Annotated in this window: 18 protein-coding genes; 8 read left to right on the top strand and 10 right to left on the bottom strand. The window is 61.0% G+C overall.

All coding sequences use genetic code 11. The features are described 5' to 3' along the window. Window positions 1-44 precede the first annotated feature (44 nt). From CEC48_RS22525 to CEC48_RS22500, 6 genes are all read right to left on the bottom strand, one after another. The gene (locus CEC48_RS22525) at window positions 45-806 is read right to left on the bottom strand and encodes a 1,6-dihydroxycyclohexa-2,4-diene-1-carboxylate dehydrogenase (RefSeq protein ID WP_088425757.1); all 762 of its coding nucleotides are present in this window, start codon (window positions 804-806) and stop codon (window positions 45-47) included. A gap of 10 nt (window positions 807-816) precedes the next feature. Further along, on the bottom strand, window positions 817-1,839 hold the full coding sequence (gene benC, locus CEC48_RS22520) for a benzoate 1,2-dioxygenase electron transfer component BenC (protein WP_088425756.1): 1,023 nt from the start codon (window positions 1,837-1,839) through the stop codon (window positions 817-819). Between the two features lie 10 nt (window positions 1,840-1,849). After that, window positions 1,850-2,338: a benzoate 1,2-dioxygenase small subunit gene (gene benB / locus CEC48_RS22515; protein ID WP_088425755.1), complete on the bottom strand. Its 489-nt coding sequence runs from the start codon at window positions 2,336-2,338 to the stop codon at window positions 1,850-1,852. Continuing rightward, entirely contained in the window at window positions 2,335-3,711 is a 1,377-nt protein-coding gene (locus CEC48_RS22510) for a Rieske 2Fe-2S domain-containing protein (RefSeq protein ID WP_088425754.1), read from the bottom strand. Before CEC48_RS22510 ends, benB begins: the two co-directional genes overlap by 4 nt. An 85-nt stretch (window positions 3,712-3,796) precedes the next feature. Then, entirely contained in the window at window positions 3,797-4,756 is a 960-nt protein-coding gene (locus tag CEC48_RS22505; RefSeq protein ID WP_088425753.1) for an AraC family transcriptional regulator, read from the bottom strand. 121 nt (window positions 4,757-4,877) lie between these two features. Then, window positions 4,878-6,278, bottom strand: a complete 1,401-nt coding sequence (locus tag CEC48_RS22500) for an MFS transporter (protein ID WP_088425752.1) — start codon at window positions 6,276-6,278, stop codon at window positions 4,878-4,880. 316 nt (window positions 6,279-6,594) lie between these two features. Here CEC48_RS22500 and CEC48_RS22495 point away from each other — a divergent pair, with 316 nt between their 5' ends. The 3 genes from CEC48_RS22495 to CEC48_RS22485 all read left to right on the top strand — a co-directional run bounded on the left by CEC48_RS22495 (window position 6,595) and on the right by CEC48_RS22485 (window position 9,648). Next, window positions 6,595-7,260 (top strand): GntR family transcriptional regulator, encoded by a 666-nt coding sequence (locus CEC48_RS22495; RefSeq protein WP_088425751.1) that lies wholly within the window; start codon window positions 6,595-6,597, stop codon window positions 7,258-7,260. A gap of 14 nt (window positions 7,261-7,274) precedes the next feature. Then, window positions 7,275-8,126, top strand: a complete 852-nt coding sequence (locus tag CEC48_RS22490) for a DUF1989 domain-containing protein (protein WP_088425750.1) — start codon at window positions 7,275-7,277, stop codon at window positions 8,124-8,126. Between the two features lie 127 nt (window positions 8,127-8,253). Further along, a complete protein-coding gene (locus CEC48_RS22485; RefSeq protein WP_088425749.1) occupies window positions 8,254-9,648 on the top strand; it encodes a hypothetical protein in 1,395 nt (464 codons plus the stop codon). Window positions 9,649-9,651: 3 nt separating this feature from the next. On the opposite strand, the gene CEC48_RS22480 is transcribed toward CEC48_RS22485, so the two are convergent. Genes CEC48_RS22480 through CEC48_RS22465 form a run of 4 tightly spaced genes read right to left on the bottom strand, consistent with a single transcriptional unit; the run spans window position 9,652 to window position 14,126 of the window. Next, window positions 9,652-10,629, bottom strand: a complete 978-nt coding sequence (locus CEC48_RS22480) for an ABC transporter permease (protein ID WP_088425748.1) — start codon at window positions 10,627-10,629, stop codon at window positions 9,652-9,654. Beyond that, a complete protein-coding gene (locus tag CEC48_RS22475; protein ID WP_088425747.1) occupies window positions 10,626-11,618 on the bottom strand; it encodes an ABC transporter permease in 993 nt (330 codons plus the stop codon). Before CEC48_RS22475 ends, CEC48_RS22480 begins: the two co-directional genes overlap by 4 nt. Next, window positions 11,605-13,140, bottom strand: coding sequence for a sugar ABC transporter ATP-binding protein (locus CEC48_RS22470; protein ID WP_088425746.1), 1,536 nt, complete (start codon window positions 13,138-13,140; stop codon window positions 11,605-11,607). The genes CEC48_RS22475 and CEC48_RS22470 overlap by 14 nt, the downstream gene beginning before the upstream one ends. Continuing rightward, window positions 13,140-14,126, bottom strand: coding sequence for a sugar ABC transporter substrate-binding protein (locus tag CEC48_RS22465; RefSeq protein ID WP_088425745.1), 987 nt, complete (start codon window positions 14,124-14,126; stop codon window positions 13,140-13,142). Before CEC48_RS22465 ends, CEC48_RS22470 begins: the two co-directional genes overlap by 1 nt. A 252-nt stretch (window positions 14,127-14,378) precedes the next feature. Here CEC48_RS22465 and CEC48_RS22460 point away from each other — a divergent pair, with 252 nt between their 5' ends. The 5 genes from CEC48_RS22460 to CEC48_RS22440 all read left to right on the top strand — a co-directional run bounded on the left by CEC48_RS22460 (window position 14,379) and on the right by CEC48_RS22440 (window position 21,337). After that, the gene (locus CEC48_RS22460; RefSeq protein WP_088425744.1) at window positions 14,379-14,765 is read left to right on the top strand and encodes a cupin domain-containing protein; all 387 of its coding nucleotides are present in this window, start codon (window positions 14,379-14,381) and stop codon (window positions 14,763-14,765) included. A gap of 87 nt (window positions 14,766-14,852) precedes the next feature. Next, complete coding sequence (locus CEC48_RS22455) at window positions 14,853-15,263, top strand: DUF3757 domain-containing protein (protein WP_088425743.1); 411 nt, start codon at window positions 14,853-14,855, stop codon at window positions 15,261-15,263. Between the two features lie 225 nt (window positions 15,264-15,488). After that, window positions 15,489-16,730, top strand: coding sequence for a multidrug efflux RND transporter periplasmic adaptor subunit MexE (mexE, locus tag CEC48_RS22450; protein ID WP_088425780.1), 1,242 nt, complete (start codon window positions 15,489-15,491; stop codon window positions 16,728-16,730). Between the two features lie 15 nt (window positions 16,731-16,745). Beyond that, window positions 16,746-19,925: an efflux RND transporter permease subunit gene (locus CEC48_RS22445; RefSeq protein WP_088425742.1), complete on the top strand. Its 3,180-nt coding sequence runs from the start codon at window positions 16,746-16,748 to the stop codon at window positions 19,923-19,925. Then, window positions 19,922-21,337, top strand: a complete 1,416-nt coding sequence (locus CEC48_RS22440) for an efflux transporter outer membrane subunit (RefSeq protein WP_088425741.1) — start codon at window positions 19,922-19,924, stop codon at window positions 21,335-21,337. Before CEC48_RS22445 ends, CEC48_RS22440 begins: the two co-directional genes overlap by 4 nt. Window positions 21,338-21,711 lie beyond the last annotated feature (374 nt).

The raw sequence follows: 21,711 nt of genomic DNA, 5'->3' as shown, positions 1-21,711 counted from the left end.
CTTTATTGTTGTTGTGAGTCAGTGTCTGCAGGTACTGCGGTGGGTCAGCCGAGGTCGCCGCCTCCTACCGGCAAGGTGACGCCCGTGATGTAAGAGGCCTCATCGGAGGCAAGAAACAGAATGGCGCCGGCTTGTTCGTCGATGCTGCCGTAACGCTTCATCGGGCTGCTGTCGAGGGTTTGGTCGACGATCTGTTGGTACCAGACGCGCTCCTGGTCGCTTTGGGGCTGGCTGTTGCGCGGGATACGGCGCGGCGGCGCTTCGGTGCCGCCCGGTGCGGTGGCGTTGACCCGAATGCCGCTGCCGGCGGTCTCCAGGGCCAGGCACGCGGTCAGGGCGTTGACGCCGCCCTTGGCCGCGCCATACGGCACGCGATTGACCCCGCGCGTGGCGATGGACGAGACATTGACGATGGCGCCACTGCCCTGCTCCAGCATGTAGGGCAACACGCAATGGCAGCACCACAGCGTCGGGAATAGCGAGCGGCGTATCTCGGCCTCGATTTCATTTTCGGCGTAGTGCTCGAACGGCTTGGCCCAGATGGTGCCGCCAACGTTGTTGACCAGAATGTCGATACGTCCGAAACGCGCCTTGGCAGCGGCCATGACTCGGGCGCATTCGGCATGCTGCTCCAGGTCGGCGGTGAGGATCAGTGCCCGCTCATGCTCTAGTTCATGCACGAGTTCCGAGCGGTCGACCGCGACCAGCCAGGCGCCCTCTTCCAGCAAACGCTCGGCAACTCGGCGGCCAATGCCCTGGGCGGCGCCGGTCACCAGCGCAACCTTGGTATTGAAACGTGGATTCATGGGAAGCTCCTCAGGCGGCGTCGCCGGTAACGATGGCGTTGGGTGTGAACTTCTCGTAGTGGAAGCTCGCGGGGGTGACACCCTGGCTCTTGAAGTGCTGGCGTACCGCGTCGACCATCGGTGGCGGCCCGCACAGGTACACATCCACATCGCCGTGGTTCAGCACGTCTGCGGCCATGTGCTGGGTGACATAGCCTTGCTGCGGGTGCGCGGTCTGTGGGTCGGCCACACAAGTGACAAAATTGAAGTTGGGCAGGCGTTTGGCGAAAGCTTGCAGCACCTCGACCATCACCAGGTCCTGGTCCCGCGTCACGCCGTAGATCAACGTGACCGGCCGGTTTTCCTCACGTTCGGCCAGCACTTCAAGCATCGACAGAAACGGCGCCAACCCGGTACCACCCGCCAGTAACAACAAGGGCCGCGCCACTTCACGCAGGTAAAAACTCCCCAGCGGCCCGGTCATCGGTACGGCGTCGCCCGGCTGGGCGCGCTCCAGCCAGCCACTCATCAGGCCGCCCGGCACGTGCTTGATCAGGAAGCTGGCGCGCTTGTCGCCGGGGCGGCTGCTGAACGAATACGAGCGGGTCTGCCCACTGTCGGGCACGCCGATATTCACGTACTGGCCTGGCAGAAATACCGGAGCCTGATCCAGTTCGAAGCTGACTTCCAAGGCGGCATCGGCATGCCGGGTGATGCTCGCCACCGTCGCGGCAAACTGTGCGGTGCCGGTCTTGCAGGTACTGGACGGCACCGGCACGGCAATCACGCAGTCGGACTGCGGCACCATCTGGCAGGTCAGCACCTGGCGCTCAAAGGCTTCATCCTCGCTCAGGGCGTCTTCGATGTAATCGTCGCCCAAGTCATAGGCGCCGGTTTCACAGCGGCATTTGCAGGTGCCGCACACACCGTCCGAGCAGTCCATGGGCAGGTTGATACGTTGGCGAAAGGCCGCGTCGAGGACCTTTTCACCCACCTTGCAGTCGATGAAACGGGTTACCCCGTCCTCGAAGTTCAGGGCTATGGAGTACGTCATGGGCGTGTCCTCAGATGTGGTAGATATCGATGACCTGGTGGATGTAGTCGTTTTTCAGCACCACCTTCTTGCGCGTGATCAGCGGCTGTTCGGCGCGGATGTCCAGGCGGTAGAACGAGGTGCCGAAATAGGTATCCGTGGTCTTGTAGCGATGGCTGAGGGTTTGCCAGTTGAAACGCAGTTCCACGTGTTGACCGTCGTCGGCCAGCACTTCAAGGTTGGTGATCAGGTGCGCGGTGCGCGGCTCCGGGGTGCTGGCGCTGGAGCGCTCGGTCTTGATGCGGAACACGCGGTCTTCCAGGCCGTCGCGGCTGGGGTAATAGATCAGCGAGATTTCGCTCTGAGGGTCTTCGGTCAGGGCGTCGTGGTCGTCCCAGGCTGGCATCCAGTACTCGACCTTGGGTGAGTAGCATTCGAGCCACTCGTCCCACTGGCGGTCATCCAGCAGGCGGGCTTCGCGGTACAGAAAGTCCAGCAGGCGGTCACGGGAAGCACTCATGACAGCACCTCCTTGTCCGTGGCGATCAGGCCTTGCTGCTCCCGCTCGATGGCGCGTTGCAGGCTCTGGGCCCAATGGGCATGCTGGCGGACGAACAAGCCTTCGTCCTCGGTTTTGACGCCGCTGAGCTGCGGGTTCATGCCCATGGCCTGGGCGTTTTCGTCGGCGCCTTCGACCCACTGTTTGGCGCCGCGGCTGAGGTCATTCCACAAGGTGGTAGCGCCCTGGTAGCCGGTCTGGCAGGCGCGAAACTCCTCCAGGTCGTCCGGCGTACCCATGCCGCTGACGTTGAAGAAGTCTTCGTACTGGCGAATGCGCGTGGTGCGTTCCTGGGCACTTTCGCCCTTGGGCGCCATGCAGTAAATCGTGACTTCAGTCTTGTCGACTGCGATCGGCCGCACCACGCGGATTTGCGTGGAGAACTGGTCCATCAGGTAAACATTCGGGTAGAGGCACAGGTTGCGGGTTTGATCGACGATAAAGTCGGCACGTTCCTGGCCCAGGCGCTCGGCCAGCGCCTCGCGGTGAGCATGCACCGGGCGCACTTCGGGGTTGAGCAGGCGCGTCCACAGCAGGATATGGCCGTGCTCGAAGGCGTAGACACCGCCCAGGCTTTTCGACCAGCCATTGGCGTCGACGGTGCGTGTGCCTTCCGCTTCGTAGTTGCGCCGGCCCATGGTCGCCGAGTAGTTCCAGTGCACGGAGCTGACGTGATAACCGTCGGCGCCGTTCTCGATCTGCAGTTTCCAGTTGCCGTCATAGACATACGAAGAACTGCCCCGCAGCACTTCCAGGCCCAGCGGCGCCTGGTCGACCATCTGGTCGATGATCACCTGGGTTTCACCCAAATAATCACTCAGTTCCGGCACCGTCTCGCTGAGGCTGCCGAACAGAAAGCCGCGATAGTTTTCGAAGCGGCCAAGGCGTTTGAGGTCGTGGGAGCCGTCACAGTCGAAGCTGTCGGGATAAGCGCCGGTCTTGGCGTCCTTCACTTTGAGCAGCTTGCCGGCGTTGCTGAAGGTCCAGCCGTGGAACGGGCAGGTAAACGAGCCTTTGTTGCCTTGTTTACGGCGACAGAGCATGGCGCCACGGTGGGCACAGGCGTTGACCAGGCCGTGCAGCGTGCCGTGTTTGTCACGAGTGATGACGACCGGCTGGCGGCCAATCCAGGTGGTGAAGTAGTCGTTGATCTCTGGCACCTGGCTTTCGTGTGCCAGGTAGACCCAACCGCCTTCGAAAATGTGCTTCATCTCCAGGGCAAACAGGTCGGGGTCGGTGAAGATGTCGCGGCGGCAGCGGAACACCCCGGTGGCGGGATCTTCCTGGACGGATTCGCGCAGTTGCAAGGCGAGTCGGTCGAATGTGCTGATCATGGGGTAGGCCCTCGGTTGTTCTTGTATCAGGCCCCCCCACCTTATGTGCTTGCCCTACGCCTCAATATCCGCTGACTGCAATTCGCTATCCGCCTGGCGCAAGCCGGCGCTTCCACGTCTGCGAAGGCAGCTCGCCAAAGCGTTTGCGATAGGCCTCGGAGAAACGTCCCAGGTGCACAAAGCCGTGATCCAGTGCCACTTCGGTGACGCTGCGCGCAGTGCCCAACTGCAACACGGTATGCACCCGCTCCAGCTTGCGTTGGCGTATGTAGTCACGCGGCGAAATGCCGACCTGGCGCTCAAACAAGGTGTACAGCGAACGCTCGCTGACCTGGGCGATGGCCATCAGCTGTTCAATGCCGATGTCCTCGGTCAGATGTTCCTCGATAAACTCGCGCACCGCTTCAAAACCACCGCGTTGATGGGGTTGCGGGATGACACGCAACACGTTGCTGCCCAGCAGCGCCAGCAGCTTATTGGCCACAACCCGCTCATACAGGCCCTGCAATTCGGGCTCTGCGGCATTTTCGGCCTCGTGGCAGATGAGCCCGAGCAATGGCAGGAAGCCGCCCATTTCAGTCAACACATGGCGCGCCCCCGCGAAACGGATGCCATCCTGGGGCAATGTCCAGTGCTGCTCCAGGCAGGCGTTTTCCAGTAGGCGCACGGGCACTTTGATGATGAATTTTTCGCAGTCGGCGGAATAGGTCAGGTCCACCGGGTCATCCGGGTTGATCAGCAGGATTTCCCCCGGCCCGAATACCTGCTCCTCGCCACGGGAGTTCGAGTGGCAGTGGCCGTGCAGCAGGATTTGCAGGTGGTAAATGGTTTGCAGTGCTACCGAGGTGACCCGCACGGGCGCGCCGTAGCTGATGCGGCACAGGTCCAGGCTGGAAAAGGTGCGGTGGCTGATGCTCGCCTGCGGGCGGCCCTTGGGCGGCAGGCGGATACAGTGGCTGCCTACGTGTTGGTTCACGTAATCGGACACCGCATAGGCATCTGCACGATCGAAAATCTGGCTGCGCTCACTCAATAGCACGGTCATGGTTGCGCCTCTTTTATTATTATTGGCCCCTGTTTTTCTACTTCAACGCACAGTGATGCCGGGGACACGCGCCGTCCAATATTCAATAGGTGTCGCGTCATACCCCGAAGGTATCGTGGGCTCACTTTCGTTGCAGAACCGACTCACCCGCCTGGGGCGGCAGCCGCAGGTTATCCAGCAACGCCAAGCCCGCAATCACCGCCACCAACAAAAACGTCAGCTGGAAATCGGCGGTCACGGCCTGCCCGGTGTTGCCGTGAAAATTCATGGCAAAACGTAACAAGAGCGCACCAATGGCAACGCCCATGGCCATGCTCAGTTGGAAAAACATACTGAACAAGGTCGAAGCGTCGCTCATCTGCGTTTTGGGTATATCGGCAAACCCAAGGGTATTGAACAACGTGAACTGCATGGAGCGTGACAGGCCACCTACAAACAGAATAAACAAGATCATCGCCCAACTCATGCGCTCGTCCAGCAACGCACAGGCTGCAATTGCCAGCACGCCAAGGATGCCGTTGATCATCAACACCGGACGAAAGCCCCAGCGCTGCATCACCCACGTGGTGAAGGGCTTCATCGCCAGGTTGCCCGCAAATACCGCGAGCACCAGCAACCCCGCGTCGAAGGCAGAAAGGCCGAACGCCAGTTGAAACATCAACGGCAGCAGGAACGGCAAGGTGCTGATGGCCACCCGAAAAATCGACCCGCCACACAGGCACACACTGAAGGTGCGCACGCTCACCACACCCAGCGCCAGTAACGGTTGCGCATGCCGGCGCATATGTCGCCAGGCAAAGGCCCCCAGAATCACGCCGGCGCCGCTGAGTAACAGGCCCTGCAACAAGCTGCCACGGCTTTGCCCGAGCAGTTCGACGCCGTACAACAGGGCCGCACTGGCGACGCCCACCAGCAGGAAACCACTGAAATCAAATGTGCGGGAAGCGACCTCGTCACGTTTCGGGATCAACACCAGCGTGGCGATCAACGCCAGTAGGCCCAGCGGCAGGTTGAGGTAGAAAATCCACGGCCAGGACGCGTGGGTAACGATGAATCCGCCCACCGGAGGCCCGAGTATCGGCGCAACCAGGCCGGGCCAGGTGATAAATGAAATCGCCCGCACCAAGTCTTTTTTCTCAGTAGCCCGCAGCACTGCCAGGCGCCCTACCGGCACCATCATCGCCCCGCTGATGCCCTGCAACACGCGCGCGGCAACGAAGGTTTGCAGGCTGTCACTCCACCCGCACATCAATGACGACACGCTGAACAGCACGATCGCCGAACCGAATACCAGCCGCGACCCAAAGCGGTCGGCCAGCCAGCCGCTGATGGGAATGAACACCGCAACGGCAAGCATGTAGGCGCTCATGCCGATGTTCACGTCCACTGCGCCCACCCCGAACGTGTGGGCGATGTCCGGCAGCGCGGTAGCGATCACCGTGGCATCCAGGTTCTCCATGAAGAAGGTGACGGCGACCAGCAAGGCAATCAAGGTTGAGCGGCGTTGGGACATCGACGTCATTGCTGTTCACTCAGGGTTTCGAATCGGCACTTTATCAATAACTCGGATCTTAATGCCGCGAAAAGTCCCATCCCCCTACGCTCCACAACGTAGCCCTCGGTAACGAATCGCACTGATTGAGGGTGCGCAAGAACAAAAAACCGTGCTCGCGCGCTTCAAAACCCATCAAAAATCTATCATTGCCAGAACTTGGCACGATAAACGCTTAATAAACAGAAGTTGATTGTTGAACAATATAAATACCCCCTACATTCAGCAACCGAGGCGACGAACATGCAAAGAAACGTCCAACTGGCGTGAGCCCAAGGAGCCCCACGTGAGTCAAGCCAAGGAACCCAGCCTGTCGCTGGCCGACCAGGTGGCCATCGAACTGCGCGAAGACATCATCGGCGGCCGCCTGCTCCCGGGCATGCCATTGGTGGAGAGCGAGCTGGTCAACGCCTACAACGCCTCGCGCAATACCGTACGCGAAGCGTTGCACCACCTGGGCCGCGAAGGCCTGACCAGTTACGTGCGCAACAAAGGCGTGATCGTGCGCCGCCTCGGGGTGGATGAAGTGCGCGACATCTTCAAGGTGCGGCGCACCCTGGAGCTGCAGGCCATCGCGGCCAGCAAGCCACTGCGCGAGTACCAGTGCGACTTGATGCTCGACGCCATCGAGGCTGCCCAACTGGCCCAGGACCGCGAGAACTGGCAGGCCTTCGGTACCCACAGCTTGCGCTTTCACCAACATATCGTCGGGCTGATGCGCAGCCCGTTGCTGGACGAGTTTTTTACCCATATTGCGGCCCAGATGCGCCTGGTGTTTTCCAACGCGCCCAGCGAGGAAACTTTCCAGAAACCCTGGCTGGAACGCGACCGGCAGATCCACGAACTGCTGGTTGACGGCCACAAGCAAGCTGCCGGGGAAGCCTTGGCCAGCTACCTCAACGACTCCGAATCGGTACTGCTCGACATCCTGAGCAGCATCCCAAAACCCTGAAGCGAGGACCCACCATGTACAAGGACTATCCAGCGGCCTACCAAGTCAGCAAAGGCGCTGCCTTGCAGGTCGATAAAGCCTTCTATGACCGCGTGCGCGAGTCCCGGGATGGCCGCACCCTGATTGTGCAATTCGAGGTGCCGATCCGCACCGGCCGCGCCTGGAAAGTACCGGCAGGCCATGTGTTCCGCGTGACCACCCCGGTTGGTCCGCAGGTCGGCGACTTCAACGTGTGGAGCGCCAACGACCCCCGTGAACGCATGTGGGCGGCGCGCACCCGTCAACTGCAAGGCGCCCACGTCACTACCTACGACCGCCTGTGGTCGAACCTGCCCTTTTTGCGGCCGATGGTCACCATCACCGACGACAGCCTGGCCGACTACGGCATCGACGAACACGGCGGGCGCCTGCACGACTTGCTGGGCACGCGCTGCGACCCTTACGTGAACAAGATGCTCACCGGTGAAGACTTCCACCACCACTGCCACTCCAACCTGACCCGGGCGGTGCTGCCCCATGGCCTGACCGAGTTTGACGTGCACGATGTGCTGAACATCTTCCAGTGCACCGGCCTCAATCACGACGACATGTACTTCATGAAAGCCTGCCCGGCCAAACAGGGCGACTACCTGGAGTTTTTCGCCGAAATCGACCTGCTGTGCGCCCTCTCCACTTGCCCCGGTGGCGACCTGTCACTGCCGATGTGGGGCCCGGATGCCGAAGACCCGCTGAAGGTCTGCCGCCCGCTGGGGGTTGAGATCTACCGCCTTGATGACGCGCTGCTTGAGGGCTGGAAACAACCCGAGCGTGCCGCCTATAACGGCAACCACGGGCTGTTGATTCCCAAGGCCGACTGGGAAAAGTAAGCGCCGCGAAAATAGGCACCCGGGGCGCCTGCGCCGGGTGTTTCACCGTGATTCATCACTAAAGAACCGCCGCGCCCTGCCGAAAGCCTTTGTTCATCGAGATTTCGTCTATCGGCAAGGAAGGTTCATGAAACGTATCGCGGTTGTTGTCGCCCTTGGTCTGCTCAGTGGTTGCAGCCTTCAGCCTTCAAGCACCGCCAGGCATGGCGAAGCACTGTTTGGCGAGGTGCTTAAACAGCCGCTGCTGGCTGATTCGGTCCTGCGCGATGGCGACCATCTCAGCTACCAGGCCCAGATCGCCTCGGCCAAAACCGCCACCACCCCCGATATCGCGCAGATTCGCGCCTCGTGCACCACGCCGGGGGCAAACCTGCTGTTCGTCGAGTCACCCGGCACCTTGGCCGCCAACGGTCAGCCCGAACGGTTCACGGTGATGCGCGACCTGACGGCAGCGGTGGTCGTTAATCTGCAACAGAACCCCAGCTTTATCGAAGCCTGTGCCCGTACGCCGCGCCCGGACTGGCGTGTGGTCAGCGGGGCAACAGATGGGCGCTGGTTGTTGATCGACCGTGCCAGCCTGAAAACCACCGGTGACCAGTTGCAGTTCTGGGGCGCCTTCGACGAACCACTTATTCTGATCAACAAGCTGAAAAAGATGCCCTATGCGCAACAACGCATGCGTTTGCAGGCCAGTTGCAGTCGCCAGAGTTATCGCACGCTGGCAACGTTCGGGCTCACGCCCAGCAATGTGGTGACCTTCGGCAAAACGGAAACTGCACCTCAGGATCAACCTTTCAGCACCGCCGACACCGATATCCAGGCCCTTTTAAAGGCCGCCTGCGCGCCATCGGCTGCACTTGAGCAGCTACCGGTTGCAGCGTCCCGCACCAAGGTTCCCCAGACCGTAACACCGCCGGCCATCCCGGCGCAGGTACTCGACGCCATCACCGCACTGGGCCTGCCCAGCGCCAACAAGTCCTTGCATCACCTGGTGATGAGAACTGACTTCGGCGCCGGCAAACTGCAATCCGAACTGTTCATTGAACCGGATGCAAACAGCGCACAACTGCGCGTTCGTGAAGTCGGCAAATACTCGACCACACAAGAAGTGATGTTCAGGGGATTGTTCAATCTCAATTACCAGGCTGAATCCAAAAGGGATGGACTGGCAATCTCGCACGCCAGCAACGTCGAACAACTCAGCTTCACGGGTGACTGGAAACAGATGCCTGTGGGCGCAACCCTGGGGTTCAGTTTGAAAGAGTTGAACCGTAATACCGCCGAAGAAGATCGGGTGCTGCCACGTACCGATTCCTGCGTGATCAAGCGCGAGTTGCCGGCCAGCAAGATCAACGGGGACCTGAGTGGCTCCGCCAAGGAGCTGAGCTGTACCAGCACCGGTGCGAAATTCATTACCATCAGCACGGTGGTTTACCTGCAGGATTACGGTTACTTCTTTACCAGCAAGAGCGACCTTGCCAACCTCCTCAAAACCAGCATGACGCTGCTCAAGGCTGAATGATCCCTAGGCGCGCTCGGCAATCCTTCGGCTCAGGAAGCTGAAGGCCAGCACGACAAAAATCAGCACGCCCGTGGCCACCTGCTGCCAGTAGAAATTCCAGCCGATCAACAGCAGGCCATTGGCGATGACATTGATAAACAGCACACCCAGCAGCGTACCCGGAATATTCGCCCGGCCCTGACGATTCAGCGTGGTGCCGATAAACACCGCGCCGATTGCATTCAGCAGAAACGCATTGCCCGACAGCGGCACGTAAGCGCTCACCGTCGAACTGAGCAGAATCCCCGCCACCCCACACGCCAGCGCCGCCGCCAGTACCGTGGTGGTGACGATGCGCCGCACCGACAACCCGGAGTAATACGCCAGCAGCGGCTGGGTGCCCTGGGCCAGCAACTCTCGCCCCAGGCGCCCGCGGGCCAGCAACAGGCCGTAGACCACGGCCAATACCAGCACGATCAACAACGGCAACGGCACACCCAACGGGCTGAAGCTCGCCAGTTCCGGCTTGAAGCCCTGGGCGATGTAGATCGGCTGACCGCCATCCGAGAGCAACTGCTGGGCACTGGTGCCGATAAACAACGTGCCCAGGGTTGCCAGGAATGGGCTGATCCGCAGGCCAGCGATTAACCCGGCATTGAACAGCCCTACCAGTAGCCCGGCGGCCAACGCTCCAGCAATTGCCACACCCAGCCCGTGCCCGGCATTCAGCAGCACCACGAAGCTGAAGCTGGCGAAATCCAGCGCCGTCCCCACCGATAAATCGATGCCGCCGGCGGCCACTGCGTAGGTCATGCCGATGGCGACAACCGCCAGCAGCACGAAGTTATTCAGCACCAGGCTTTTCAAGTTGCCGCCACTCAGAAACCCGGGGGCCTGCCAGGCAAACACCACGACGATTGCCACGAAGACCAGCGGCAATGTCAGGGGCAACAGCGCACGCCACCCGCCGCCACGTGCTTGCAGCGTTGATACCTGACTCATGCATGCTCTCCCCGGCTCAATGCGCTGGAAGCCGCGACCACCAGCAAAATCAGCACGCCCTGCACGCCGTTGACCCAGAAGCTCGACAGGTTGAGCAACTGAAACCCGTTGATCAAAAAACCGATCAACAAGGTCGCCAGCAAGGTGCCAGGCATGCTCGCGACCAGTCGCCGGGAAAACACCACCCCGAGAAAGGCGATTGCGACCACCGACAGCAACATGTCACCGGAACCGGTGGTGCTGCCGCTGAAAAACGCCGCCGAACACAAGGCTGCCACCGCCGCACAGAGCCCCGACAGTAAATAGCTGGAAAGCACATAGGCCGGCACCCGAATTCCTGCGGCCTCGGCGGCGTGCGGGTACTCGCCGACGGCATGCAGGCGCAAACCATAAGCCGTGTGCTGGATCAGCAGAGTCAGGACGAATGCCGTCACCAGCAACACCCAGGCGAGTGCCGGCACTGCCAGCCAGGTCCCGCCACTGAGCACATCAAGCAGCGGTGAGTCGGTGGAAACCACAGTGTTTTCGGTCAGGACCAGTTCCAGCCCGGCCAGTACATTCATGCTCGCCAGGGTCGCGAGCAACGGTGGCAAACGCAGCACCACCACGGCCAGGCCGTTGAGCAGCCCGACCGCCAGGCCGCAGCCCAAGGTCAACAGCAGGCTGGCCCACAGGTCGAGGCCGGCGTTGTTGAGTCGGCTGAATACCGCCGCGCACAATCCAAGGTTGGCCGCCAGCGACAGGTCGAGCCCACCCGCCACCACGTTGGAGCCGCCGCCGATAATCACGCAGGTCAGGCCCAAGGCAAGCACACCCAGGGTCGCCGACTGGCTGAACACATTGGCGATATTACCCACCGACAGGAAGTTCGGCGCGGCGACGGCAAACCCCAGCAAAATCGCAAGGAATACGCCGACAGAACCACGCCTTAATAGCAGCACCCACAGCCGTTGGGACAAGCCCGGCGCAGCAGTTTCAAGCAGGGACATGCGCCACCTCCGGTTTCAACTGCACAGCTACTGTGGGTTGCACCGCACCCGTGGCACACGCCAACAGCTGATCACTGTCCGCTTCGCCTGCCTGGAATTCACCGGCAATTTCGCCGCGATGCAGCACCAGGATACGGTCGCAAATACCCAGCAGCTCCGGCAGGTCCGAAGACAACACCAGCACTGCAGCGCCCTCTTCTACCAAGCGCCCGATCAGGCGATAAATCTCGACCTTGGCACCAACATCCACGCCCACACACGGCTCATCCAGCAGGTACACCGCCGAGCGCCGGCTCAGCCATTTGCCCAAGGCAACCTTCTGCTGGTTGCCCCCACTCAACTGGCTGACCGCAGCCTGCGGCCCCGGCGCCTTGATCGCCAGTTCGTCGATCAGCCGCAGGCTTTCGGCCTGTTCCTGGCGCTTGCCCAGCAAACCCCAGCGGCTGAAGCGCTCAAGCCCGGCCAGTGTGAGGTTTTCCAGCACCGAGAGCAGGGGCGAAATCCCTTGGCTGCGGCGCTCTTCCGGCACCAGCGCAATCCCTTGGGCGATGGCGTTACCGGGTGAACGCAGGCGCAACAAACGGCCTTCCAGATGGATGCTGCCGCTGTCGGCACGCACCACCCCAAACAGGGTCTTGAGCAAGTCTTTGGCACCCGACCCGACCAGGCCGGTCAAGCCGAGGATTTCGCCCCGCCGCAGCTCCAGGTCGATCTGCCGGTAACGCCGGGCCAGGCTCAGCGAGCGCACTTGCAGCAACGGCTCGCCGAGGTCCACCTGCGCCTTGGGGTACATTTCCTGCACCTCACGATTGACCATCAACCGCGCAATCTGCGCGCTGGAGGTATGCCGCGGCTCCACCACCGCCACATCGCGGCCATTGCGCAGCACCGTGACCTCATCGCAGAGGCTGTCGATTTCCTGCAGGTAGTGGGAGATGTAGAGGATCGACAAGCCCTGGTCCCGCAGGCGCTTGACGATCCGCAGCAACTGGTCGACCTCACGCTTGACCAGCGCCACGCTGGGCTCGTCGAACACCAGGATCTTCGGCTTGCGAATCAATGCCCGGGTGATTTGCAGCACCTGGCGCTCGGCGCTGTTCAACTCGCCCACCAGCGCGCCGGCTGGCAGTTGCAGTTCAAAGTATTCCGCCAGCAAGCGCTCGGCTTCGCGCTGTTGCCGGCGCCAGTCTACAAATGGACCACGGCGCAACTCATGCCCGAAAAACAGCGCCTCGCCGACAGTAAAACTCGCCGGCAACAGCCGCTCCTGGTGGATGAACTGCACGCCCAGCGCATCCACCTGGCGTGGTGACAGCGCGGCATACGGCTGGCCGTCAATGCTCAACTGCCCCGAGTCGGCCTTGTGGATGCCCGCCAGGACCTTGATCAAGGTCGACTTGCCGGCACCGTTCTCGCCCACCAGGCCATGAATGGTGCCGCGCTCGACTTTCAGGCTCGCATCATCCAGCGCCAGGGTGGCGCCGAAACGTTTGCGCAGGTGCTGCAAGTGCAACGCTGCCATCAATCACCCCGCAGTTGCTGAACCTGCGCCAGGTTGTTAGCCGTGGTCAGCAGCGTCGCTACGTGGGTTTCCTTGGGCAAGTCGCGCTGCCCGGCCAGGTAACGGGCCACGTTCTGCACCGCAGTCTTGCCGATCAGCGCCGGCTGCTGGGCGACCACCGCGCCCACCGGCGAGTTCGCCTGGCCAAGCAGCTCCAGCACTTCAGGTGTGCCGTCCACGCCGTAGGTCTTGATCTCGGTGCGCTTGGCATCGATCAACGCCTTGCTCGCACCCAGTTGCGGAATGTCCCACGCCGCCCAGATCGCCGAGACGCTGCCGGCCGGGTACTTGTTGAGCAACGCCGACACCTGGGAATAGGCATCCTGCACGGTGTTGGGGATCACATCCCGCAGTTCCGGCTCGATGATCTCCAACTGCGGGTGGTCCTTGAGCGCCAGCTTCAACTGGTCGTAGCGAATCGCGCACACCGGCACGCCGTAGAAGCCGTTGAACACCAGGATCTTGCCCTTGCCGCCGGCGTCCTTGATCAACTGGTCAGCCAGGGCCTTGCCAGTGGCTACGTTGTCCGAGGTGGTGTTGTTGAGGCTGTATTGCGAAGGCGCATCGATGGTGAACAGCGGGATGCCGGCCTTGCTGATGCGCTTGAGCCACGGGTCGATCACGCTGAGAGTGCCGAGGGTCTGGATCACGGCATCGGGTTTCTGGGTGACCACCGTTTGCAATTGGGTCACCAGGTTCTTGTCATTGCGCCCCGCGTCGAGGGTGATGGGCGTGCCACCAAGGCGCTTGATCTCATCGACTTGCGCCTGGAACGCCTTGATATCGAAATAGTGACTGGTGCCGGTCATGCTCACCGCGATGCGCTTGCCGGCGAGGGACGGCACCGCGTCATCGCCCTCGGCGGCCTGGGACACGGCGGCGTGGCCCAGCAACAACGCTGCGCCAAGCAAGATGTAATGTGAACGCGAGAAAAAGGTGCAAGGCATACAGGGCTCCGCGAAGCGACGGGTGAAAGGGTTCACCTGTGTATTGCAGAGCCCATGCCACAAATAATTATCAATAAAATCAATTGGATGAAAACACAACGTGGCGTCGCGCTGTCCCGTGCAAACCACAACTGCCCGATTGCTGTTGCCTGGCCAACAGTTGGGCTCCCTCGCACTGCACGATCATTCAATATCCGGCGGGCCGTTGGGCCTAACGTAAGGCTCCGATGACTTGAAACCCTGGAATCTCCAATGCCTGTCAACTCCGCCTCGACGAATTACGCACCGATCAACTTCGCGCAAAAATACGCCCTGTTCAGCGAGCAATGGGCGCCCAAGGTCGTCGCTCAAATGAACGACTACCAGTTCAAGGTGGTGAAGATTGAAGGTGACTTCATCTGGCACGACCATGCCGATACCGATGAAACCTTTATCGTCCTGGAAGGCACACTGCGCATCGATTTTCACGATGGCGCAGTGACGATCGGGCAAGGCGAAATGTACGTGGTGCCCAAAGGGGTTGAGCACAAGCCGTACGCACAGGGTGAGGTCAAGTTGCTGTTGATCGAACCCTGCGGTGTGTTGAACACCGGCACCGTGGGTGGGGGGCGGACGGCGATCAACGACGTGTGGATTTAGCACCGCCCGGCGTTGCCTGTTTGGGCTAGTCTTCAGATCATGTGGCATGCGGCCAACGTATAGTTCGCCTGATCAGGAGCACGCGTGATGAATAGGCAGTTCAACAAAACTTCAACTCTCGTGATTGCCCTGATGGCCTTGACGGGCAACGCCTACGCAGCGACTGGCGCCTGCCCGCCCACGAACGCGCTTACACAAGCTTTCAAAAAGACCGCTACCGGGGAAGTGATTGTCTATGCGGCCACCGGTCCCGGCGGCCAGCAATGGACCGGGGAAAACCCGATGACGGAACAGTCGGAGTTGCATCAGGTCGAGTTTGAAAAAGCGCTCATCCAAAGCAATAAAGGTCCATCCTCTGTCGCTTGCCACTATCTGGATCAGAACCATGAACCGGTGCGCATGACCCTGAAAACCCAAGTCAATACCAAACCGGTCGGCAGCGCCTGGGCAGAAAACGAATGCAAGGCAACCAACCCCGCGCTCTGCACATTTGAATAGTGAACACGCTCGACAGTGTGTGTGGCCTGCTGTTCCTTGCATCTTGCGCAACAGTCCTTTGTCATCAACAGCATTGATAGCTCCCTAACGAAACCCGCATGCTAGAGGGCTTGCTCTACGCTTATATCATTCCGAATGATAGTTACCTTTGTTTCATTCGATTCGTGAGATAGCACCCCGCCGAGCATGATCCGCCCATCTTAAATACATTGGCGGATGTACCTCATGGAACAGTCACTCAAACATTTGCGCTTTCCCCTGGCCATTTTGGCCGTGGTGGTAATGAGCGCCTGCGGCAAGGCCCCGGAACAAGCAGCCGCCATGCCACCCAGCCACGTCAGCGTGGCCAAGGTGCTGGAACAACCGGTCAACGAGTGGGACGAGTTCACCGGCCGCCTCGAAGCGCCGGAAACCGTGCAGATCCGTCCGCGCGTGTCGGGCCAGATTGATCAGGTAGCCTTCACCGAAGGCGCGCTGGTCAAGAAAGGCGACCTGCTGTTCCAGATTGACCCGCGTCCATTCCAGGCTGAAGTGCGCCGCCTCGAAGCACAGCTCGCGCAAACCCGCGCCGCCGCCACCCGCAGCGATAACGAAGCCCAGCGCGGCGACCGCCTGCGCCAGAGCAATGCGATCTCTGCCGAACTGGCCGACTCGCGCACCACCGCCGCCCAGGAAGCCCGCGCCGCTGTTGCCGGGATCCAGGCGCAGTTGGACCTGGCCAAGCTGAACCTGAGCTTCACTCGCGTCACCTCGCCCATCAGTGGTCGTGTAAGCCGTGCCGAGATCACCGCCGGCAACTTGGTGACCGCCGATGTCACCGCGCTCACCAGCGTGGTCTCCACCGACAAGGTCTACGCCTACTTCGACGCCGATGAGCGCGTGTACCTCAAGTACACCGAACTCGCGCGCCAGGGTCGTCGTGGCGCTACCACCCCGGTGTACCTGGGCCTTTCCAACGAAACCGGTAACCCGCACCTGGGCCAGATGAACTTCGTCGACAACCAGGTCAACCCGGCCACCGGGACCATTCGGGGTCGCGCCGTGTTTGATAACAGCAAGGGCGAATACACCCCTGGCCTGTATGCCCGCTTGAAGCTGGTCGGCAGCGGCACTTACTCCGCCGTGTTGATTAGCGACGAGGCCGTGGGCACCGACCTTGGCAAGAAGTTCGTGCTGGTGATGGACGGCGACAAGCCAGCCTATCGCGCCGTGGAACTGGGGCCGAAGATCGAAGGCTTGCGCATCGTGCGCAGCGGCCTGACCAAGGACGACACGATTATCGTCAAGGGCTTGCAACGCGTTCGCCCGGGTTCGCCGGTTGCTCCGGAAACCATCCCGATGGCCAGCAAGGAAACCCTCGCCGCCCTGGCCCAACAACGACAAGCGCTTGAAGCCAGCAACCTGGAGCAAGTGGCGCCGGATAAAGCCGCGCCCAAGCTCGCCAGCGTCGCGACTCCACGCGGTTAAGGGATACAACTCAAGATGAATTTTTCCAAGTTCTTCATTTCGCGGCCGATCTTCGCAGCGGTGCTTTCGCTGTTGATCCTGATCGCCGGTGCGATCTCGCTGTTCCAGTTGCCGATCAGCGAATACCCGGAAGTGGTGCCGCCGACCGTAGTGGTACGCGCCAACTTCCCGGGCGCCAACCCCAAAGTCATCGGTGAAACCGTGGCCGCGCCCCTGGAGCAAGCCATCACCGGCGTCGAGAACATGCTGTACATGTCCTCGCAGTCGACCGCCGACGGCAAGCTGACCCTGACCATCACCTTCGCCCTGGGCACCGACCTGGACAACGCGCAGGTGCAGGTGCAAAACCGTGTAACCCGGACCCAGCCAAAACTGCCTGAGGAAGTGACGCGCATCGGTATCACCGTGGACAAGGCCTCCCCCGACCTGACCATGGTGGTGCACATCACCTCCCCGGACCAGCGCTACAACATGCTCTACCTGTCCAACTACGCGATCCTCAATATCAAGGACGAGTTGGCACGACTGGGCGGCGTGGGCGACGTGCAGCTGTTCGGCATGGGCGATTACTCCCTGCGCGTGTGGCTGGACCCGAACAAGACCGCCTCCCGCAACCTGACTGCCACCGATGTGGTGACGGCCATTCGCGAACAGAACCGTCAGGTGGCGGCCGGTGCGTTGGGCGCGCAGCCTGCGCCCAACGACACCAGCTTCCAACTGTCGGTCAATACCCAGGGCCGCCTGGTGACTGAGGAAGAGTTCGAAAATATCGTCATTCGTGCCGGCGATAACGGCGAAATCACGCGCCTGAAGGACATCGCGCGGGTTGAGCTGGGCTCCAGCCAATACGCGCTGCGCTCGTTGATCGATAACCAGCCGGCCGTGGCGATACCGATCTTCCAGCGCCCGGGCTCCAACGCAATCGACATCTCCAATGAAGTGCGCGCCAAGATGGCGGAGCTGAAACAGAGCTTCCCGGAAGGCATGGATTACCGAATCGCCTACGACCCGACCGTGTTCGTGCGCGGCTCCATCGAGGCCGTGGTCCACACCTTGTTCGAAGCACTGATCCTGGTGGTGCTGGTGGTGATTCTGTTCCTGCAGACCTGGCGCGCGTCGATCATTCCGCTGGTGGCAGTGCCAGTCTCGTTGATCGGTACGTTTGCGGTGATGCACCTGTTCGGCTTTTCGCTCAATGCGCTGTCGCTGTTCGGGCTGGTGTTGGCGATTGGTATCGTGGTGGACGACGCCATCGTGGTGGTGGAGAACGTCGAGCGGAACATTGAATTGGGACTGGAACCCTTCCAGGCGACTGAAAAGGCCATGAGCGAAGTGACCGGCCCGATCATCGCGACCGCGTTGGTGCTGTGTGCGGTGTTCATTCCAGCGGCCTTTATCAGTGGCTTGACCGGGCAGTTCTATAAGCAGTTCGCCTTGACCATTGCGATTTCGACGGTGATCTCGGCGTTTAACTCGCTGACCTTGTCCCCTGCCCTGGCAGCGGTATTGCTTAAAGGCCACAACGCACCAAAAGACGGTTTCTCCAGGTTCCTCGACAAGTTGCTGGGTGGCTGGTTGTTCAAACCATTCAACCGCTTCTTCGACAAAGCCAGCCATGGTTACGTGGGCACGGTACGCCGAGTGATTCGCGGCAGTGGCATCGCGCTGTTCCTGTACGCCGGCCTGATGGTCCTGACCTGGCTGGGCTTTGCCCACACGCCAACCGGTTTCGTACCGGCCCAGGACAAGCAATACCTGGTGGCTTTCGCGCAATTGCCGGACGCCGCCAGCCTGGACCGCACCGAAGATGTGATCAAGCGCATGTCGGACATCGCGATGAAACAGCCCGGCGTGGAAAGCGCGATCGCCTTCCCTGGCTTGTCGATCAACGGTTTTACCAACAGCCCGAACAACGGCATCGTGTTCGTGACTTTGAAGCCGTTCGATGAGCGTAAAGACCCGAGCCTGTCTGCCGGTGCGATTGCCGGTGCACTGAACGGCAAGTACAGCAGCATCCAGGAAGCCTACATGGCGATCTTCCCTCCGCCGCCGGTACAGGGCCTGGGTACGATTGGCGGGTTCCGCCTGCAGGTCGAAGACCGTGGCAACCTGGGTTATGACGAGCTGTACAAAGAAGTGCAGAACGTCATCACCAAAAGCCGTGGCGTACCTGAGTTGTTCGGCCTGTTCACCAGCTACACGGTCAACGTGCCTCAGGTCGATGCCGCCATCGACCGTGAAAAGGCCAAGACCCACGGCGTGGCGATCAGCGACATCTTCGACACCCTGCAGATCTATCTGGGCTCGTTGTATGCCAACGACTTCAACCGCTTCGGGCGTACCTACCAGGTCAACGTGCAGGCTGAGCAACAGTTCCGCCAGGATGAAGACCAGATCGGCCAACTGAAAGTGCGCAACAACAAAGGCGAGATGATCCCGCTGGCGACCTTCATCAAGGTCAGCGACACCTCGGGCCCGGACCGCGTGATGCACTACAACGGTTTCATCACGGCCGAGATCAACGGCAACGCCGCACCAGGCTACAGCTCCGGCCAGGCCCAGGTGGCGATCGAGAAACTGTTGAAAGACGAACTGCCCAACGGCATGACCTACGAGTGGACCGACCTGACCTATCAGCAAATCCTCTCGGGCAACACCGCGCTGTTCGTGTTCCCGCTCTGCGTACTGCTGGCGTTCCTGGTACTGGCCGCCCAATACGAAAGCTGGAGCCTGCCACTGGCGGTAATCCTGATCGTACCGATGACCCTGCTGTCGGCCATCACCGGGGTGATCATCTCGGGCGGCGACAACAACATCTTTACCCAGATCGGCTTGATCGTACTGGTGGGGCTTGCCTGTAAAAACGCGATTCTGATCGTCGAGTTTGCCAAGGATAAACAGCAGGAAGGCCTCGACCCGCTGGCTGCGGTACTGGAAGCCTGCCGTCTGCGTCTGCGGCCGATCCTGATGACCTCGTTCGCCTTCATCATGGGTGTAGTGCCTCTGGTGTTGTCCAGCGGTGCCGGTGCCGAGATGCGTCATGCGATGGGCGTGGCGGTGTTCTCCGGGATGATCGGCGTGACCTTCTTCGGTCTGCTGCTGACGCCAGTGTTCTATGTACTGATCCGCCGGTTTGTCGAACGCGGTGAAGCGCGCAAAGCGGCCAAAGCCTTGAAGCTGGAGACACAGCAATGAGCGTGAAAGTCTTTTTGCCGAGCTTGCTGGTACTGGCGCTGAGCGCCTGTGCCGTGGGCCCGGACTATAAAACCCAGCCACTGGAGGCGGCCAACGTAACGGCCGCCGCCGACGCCAAGCAGTACGACCACGCAAAGTTCGAAGGCATCTGGTGGCAGCAGTTCGAGGACCCGACCCTTAACCAGTTGGTGACTCAATCGCTGAACGGTAACCGTGACCTGCGAGTGGCATTTGCCCGCCTGCGGGCGGCCCGGGCGATTCGTGACGACGCCGCCAACGACGTGATGCCGGTGATCACCAGCCGCGTCAGCAGCGATGTGGGCAAAGGCCAGATTCCGGGCCAGACCACCCAGCGCGTCAACAGCGAGCGTTATGACCTGGGCCTGGACATGGCCTGGGAAGTGGATTTGTTCGGGCGCATCCGCCGCAACCTGGAGGCCAGCGACGCTGACCAACAGGTTGCCGAAGCCGATCTGTATCAGCTGCAAGTCACCATGATTGCCGAGCTGGTGGACGCTTACGGTCAACTGCGGGGCGCGCAACTGCGCGAAAAAATCGCGGTGGCCAACCTGAAGAACCAGGAAGATTCGCGCTCCATCACTGTCAGCCTGCGGGATGCCGGTGTCGGTGATCAGTTGGACGTGGTGCGTGCCGATGCGCGTCTGGCGGCTGTAGAAGCCAGCGTGCCGCAACTGCAGGCCGAAGAGGTACGCGAACGTAATCGCATCGCTACCCTTCTGGGCGAGCGCCCGGACAAGTTGACCGTGGACTTGAGCCCGAAAGACTTGCCGGCGATTGCCAAGGCGCTGCCGATTGGCGATCCGGGGCAACTGTTGCAACGTCGTCCGGACATTCTCAGTGCCGAGCGTAAGTTGGCAGCGGCCACGGCGCGGATTGGGGTGGCCAAGGCTGACCTGTTTCCACGGGTGAGCCTCAGTGGGTTCCTCGGGTTTACCGCCGGGCGGGGTTCGCAGATTGGTTCGGCAGCGGCCAATGCCTGGTCGTTGGGCCCGAGCATTACCTGGGCTGCGTTTGACCTTGGCAGTGTGCGGGCGCGGTTGCGTGGCGCGGATGCCGAGGCTGATGGTGCTCTGGCGACGTATGAGCAGCAGGTGTTGCTGGCGCTGGAAGAATCGGAAAATGCCTTCAGTGATTACGGCAAACGCCAGCAGCGTCTGGTTTCGCTGATTCGGCAGAGTGAGTCGAGCCGTGCTGCTGCGGATCTGGCGCAGATTCGCTACCGCGAGGGGACTGTGGACTTCCTGGTGTTGCTGGACGCGCAGCGTGAGCGTTTGGCCGCCGAGGATTCACAGGCTCAGGCCGAGGTGGATCTGTATCGCGGGATTGTCGCGATTTACAAGGCGTTGGGTGGTGGGTGGCAGCCGGATACCACGATCGCCAGTGCGAAGTGATGTGACTTAAAGAGCTCCTTTGGTTGGTCGCATCCAGCCAATTTTTAGCCCCGTGGCCGCATTCGGTCGCGGGGCTTTTTTTTGCTGGGGGTTTTGTGTGTATATCCGTTATTGCGGTAGCGGCTGCTTAGGGTTCCGCTCTTACAGCGGCTCACTTTTGAACAGCGCAAAAGTAAGCAAAACGCTCTTGCCCCACCACTCGGCACCTCGCTTAGGCTCGGTGTGCCCTCAGCTCCGGTAGCACGAAGCGGGCCGCCGCGACGGGGCGTCCCTGCCCCGTCGCGGCTAAACCGGCGTCCTGCCGGTTTACCCGCTCCGTACTACCTGCGTTCGGCCAGCGTGGTTTAACGGGGCGCCTAAGATCAAGATCAAAA

The sequence above is a fragment of the Pseudomonas sp. K2I15 genome (assembly GCF_002204795.1).
Classification (GTDB): Bacteria; Pseudomonadota; Gammaproteobacteria; order Pseudomonadales; family Pseudomonadaceae; genus Aquipseudomonas.
The sequence above is the reverse complement of the archived record's forward strand: the minus strand, read 5'-3'. Positions and strand labels throughout refer to the sequence as shown.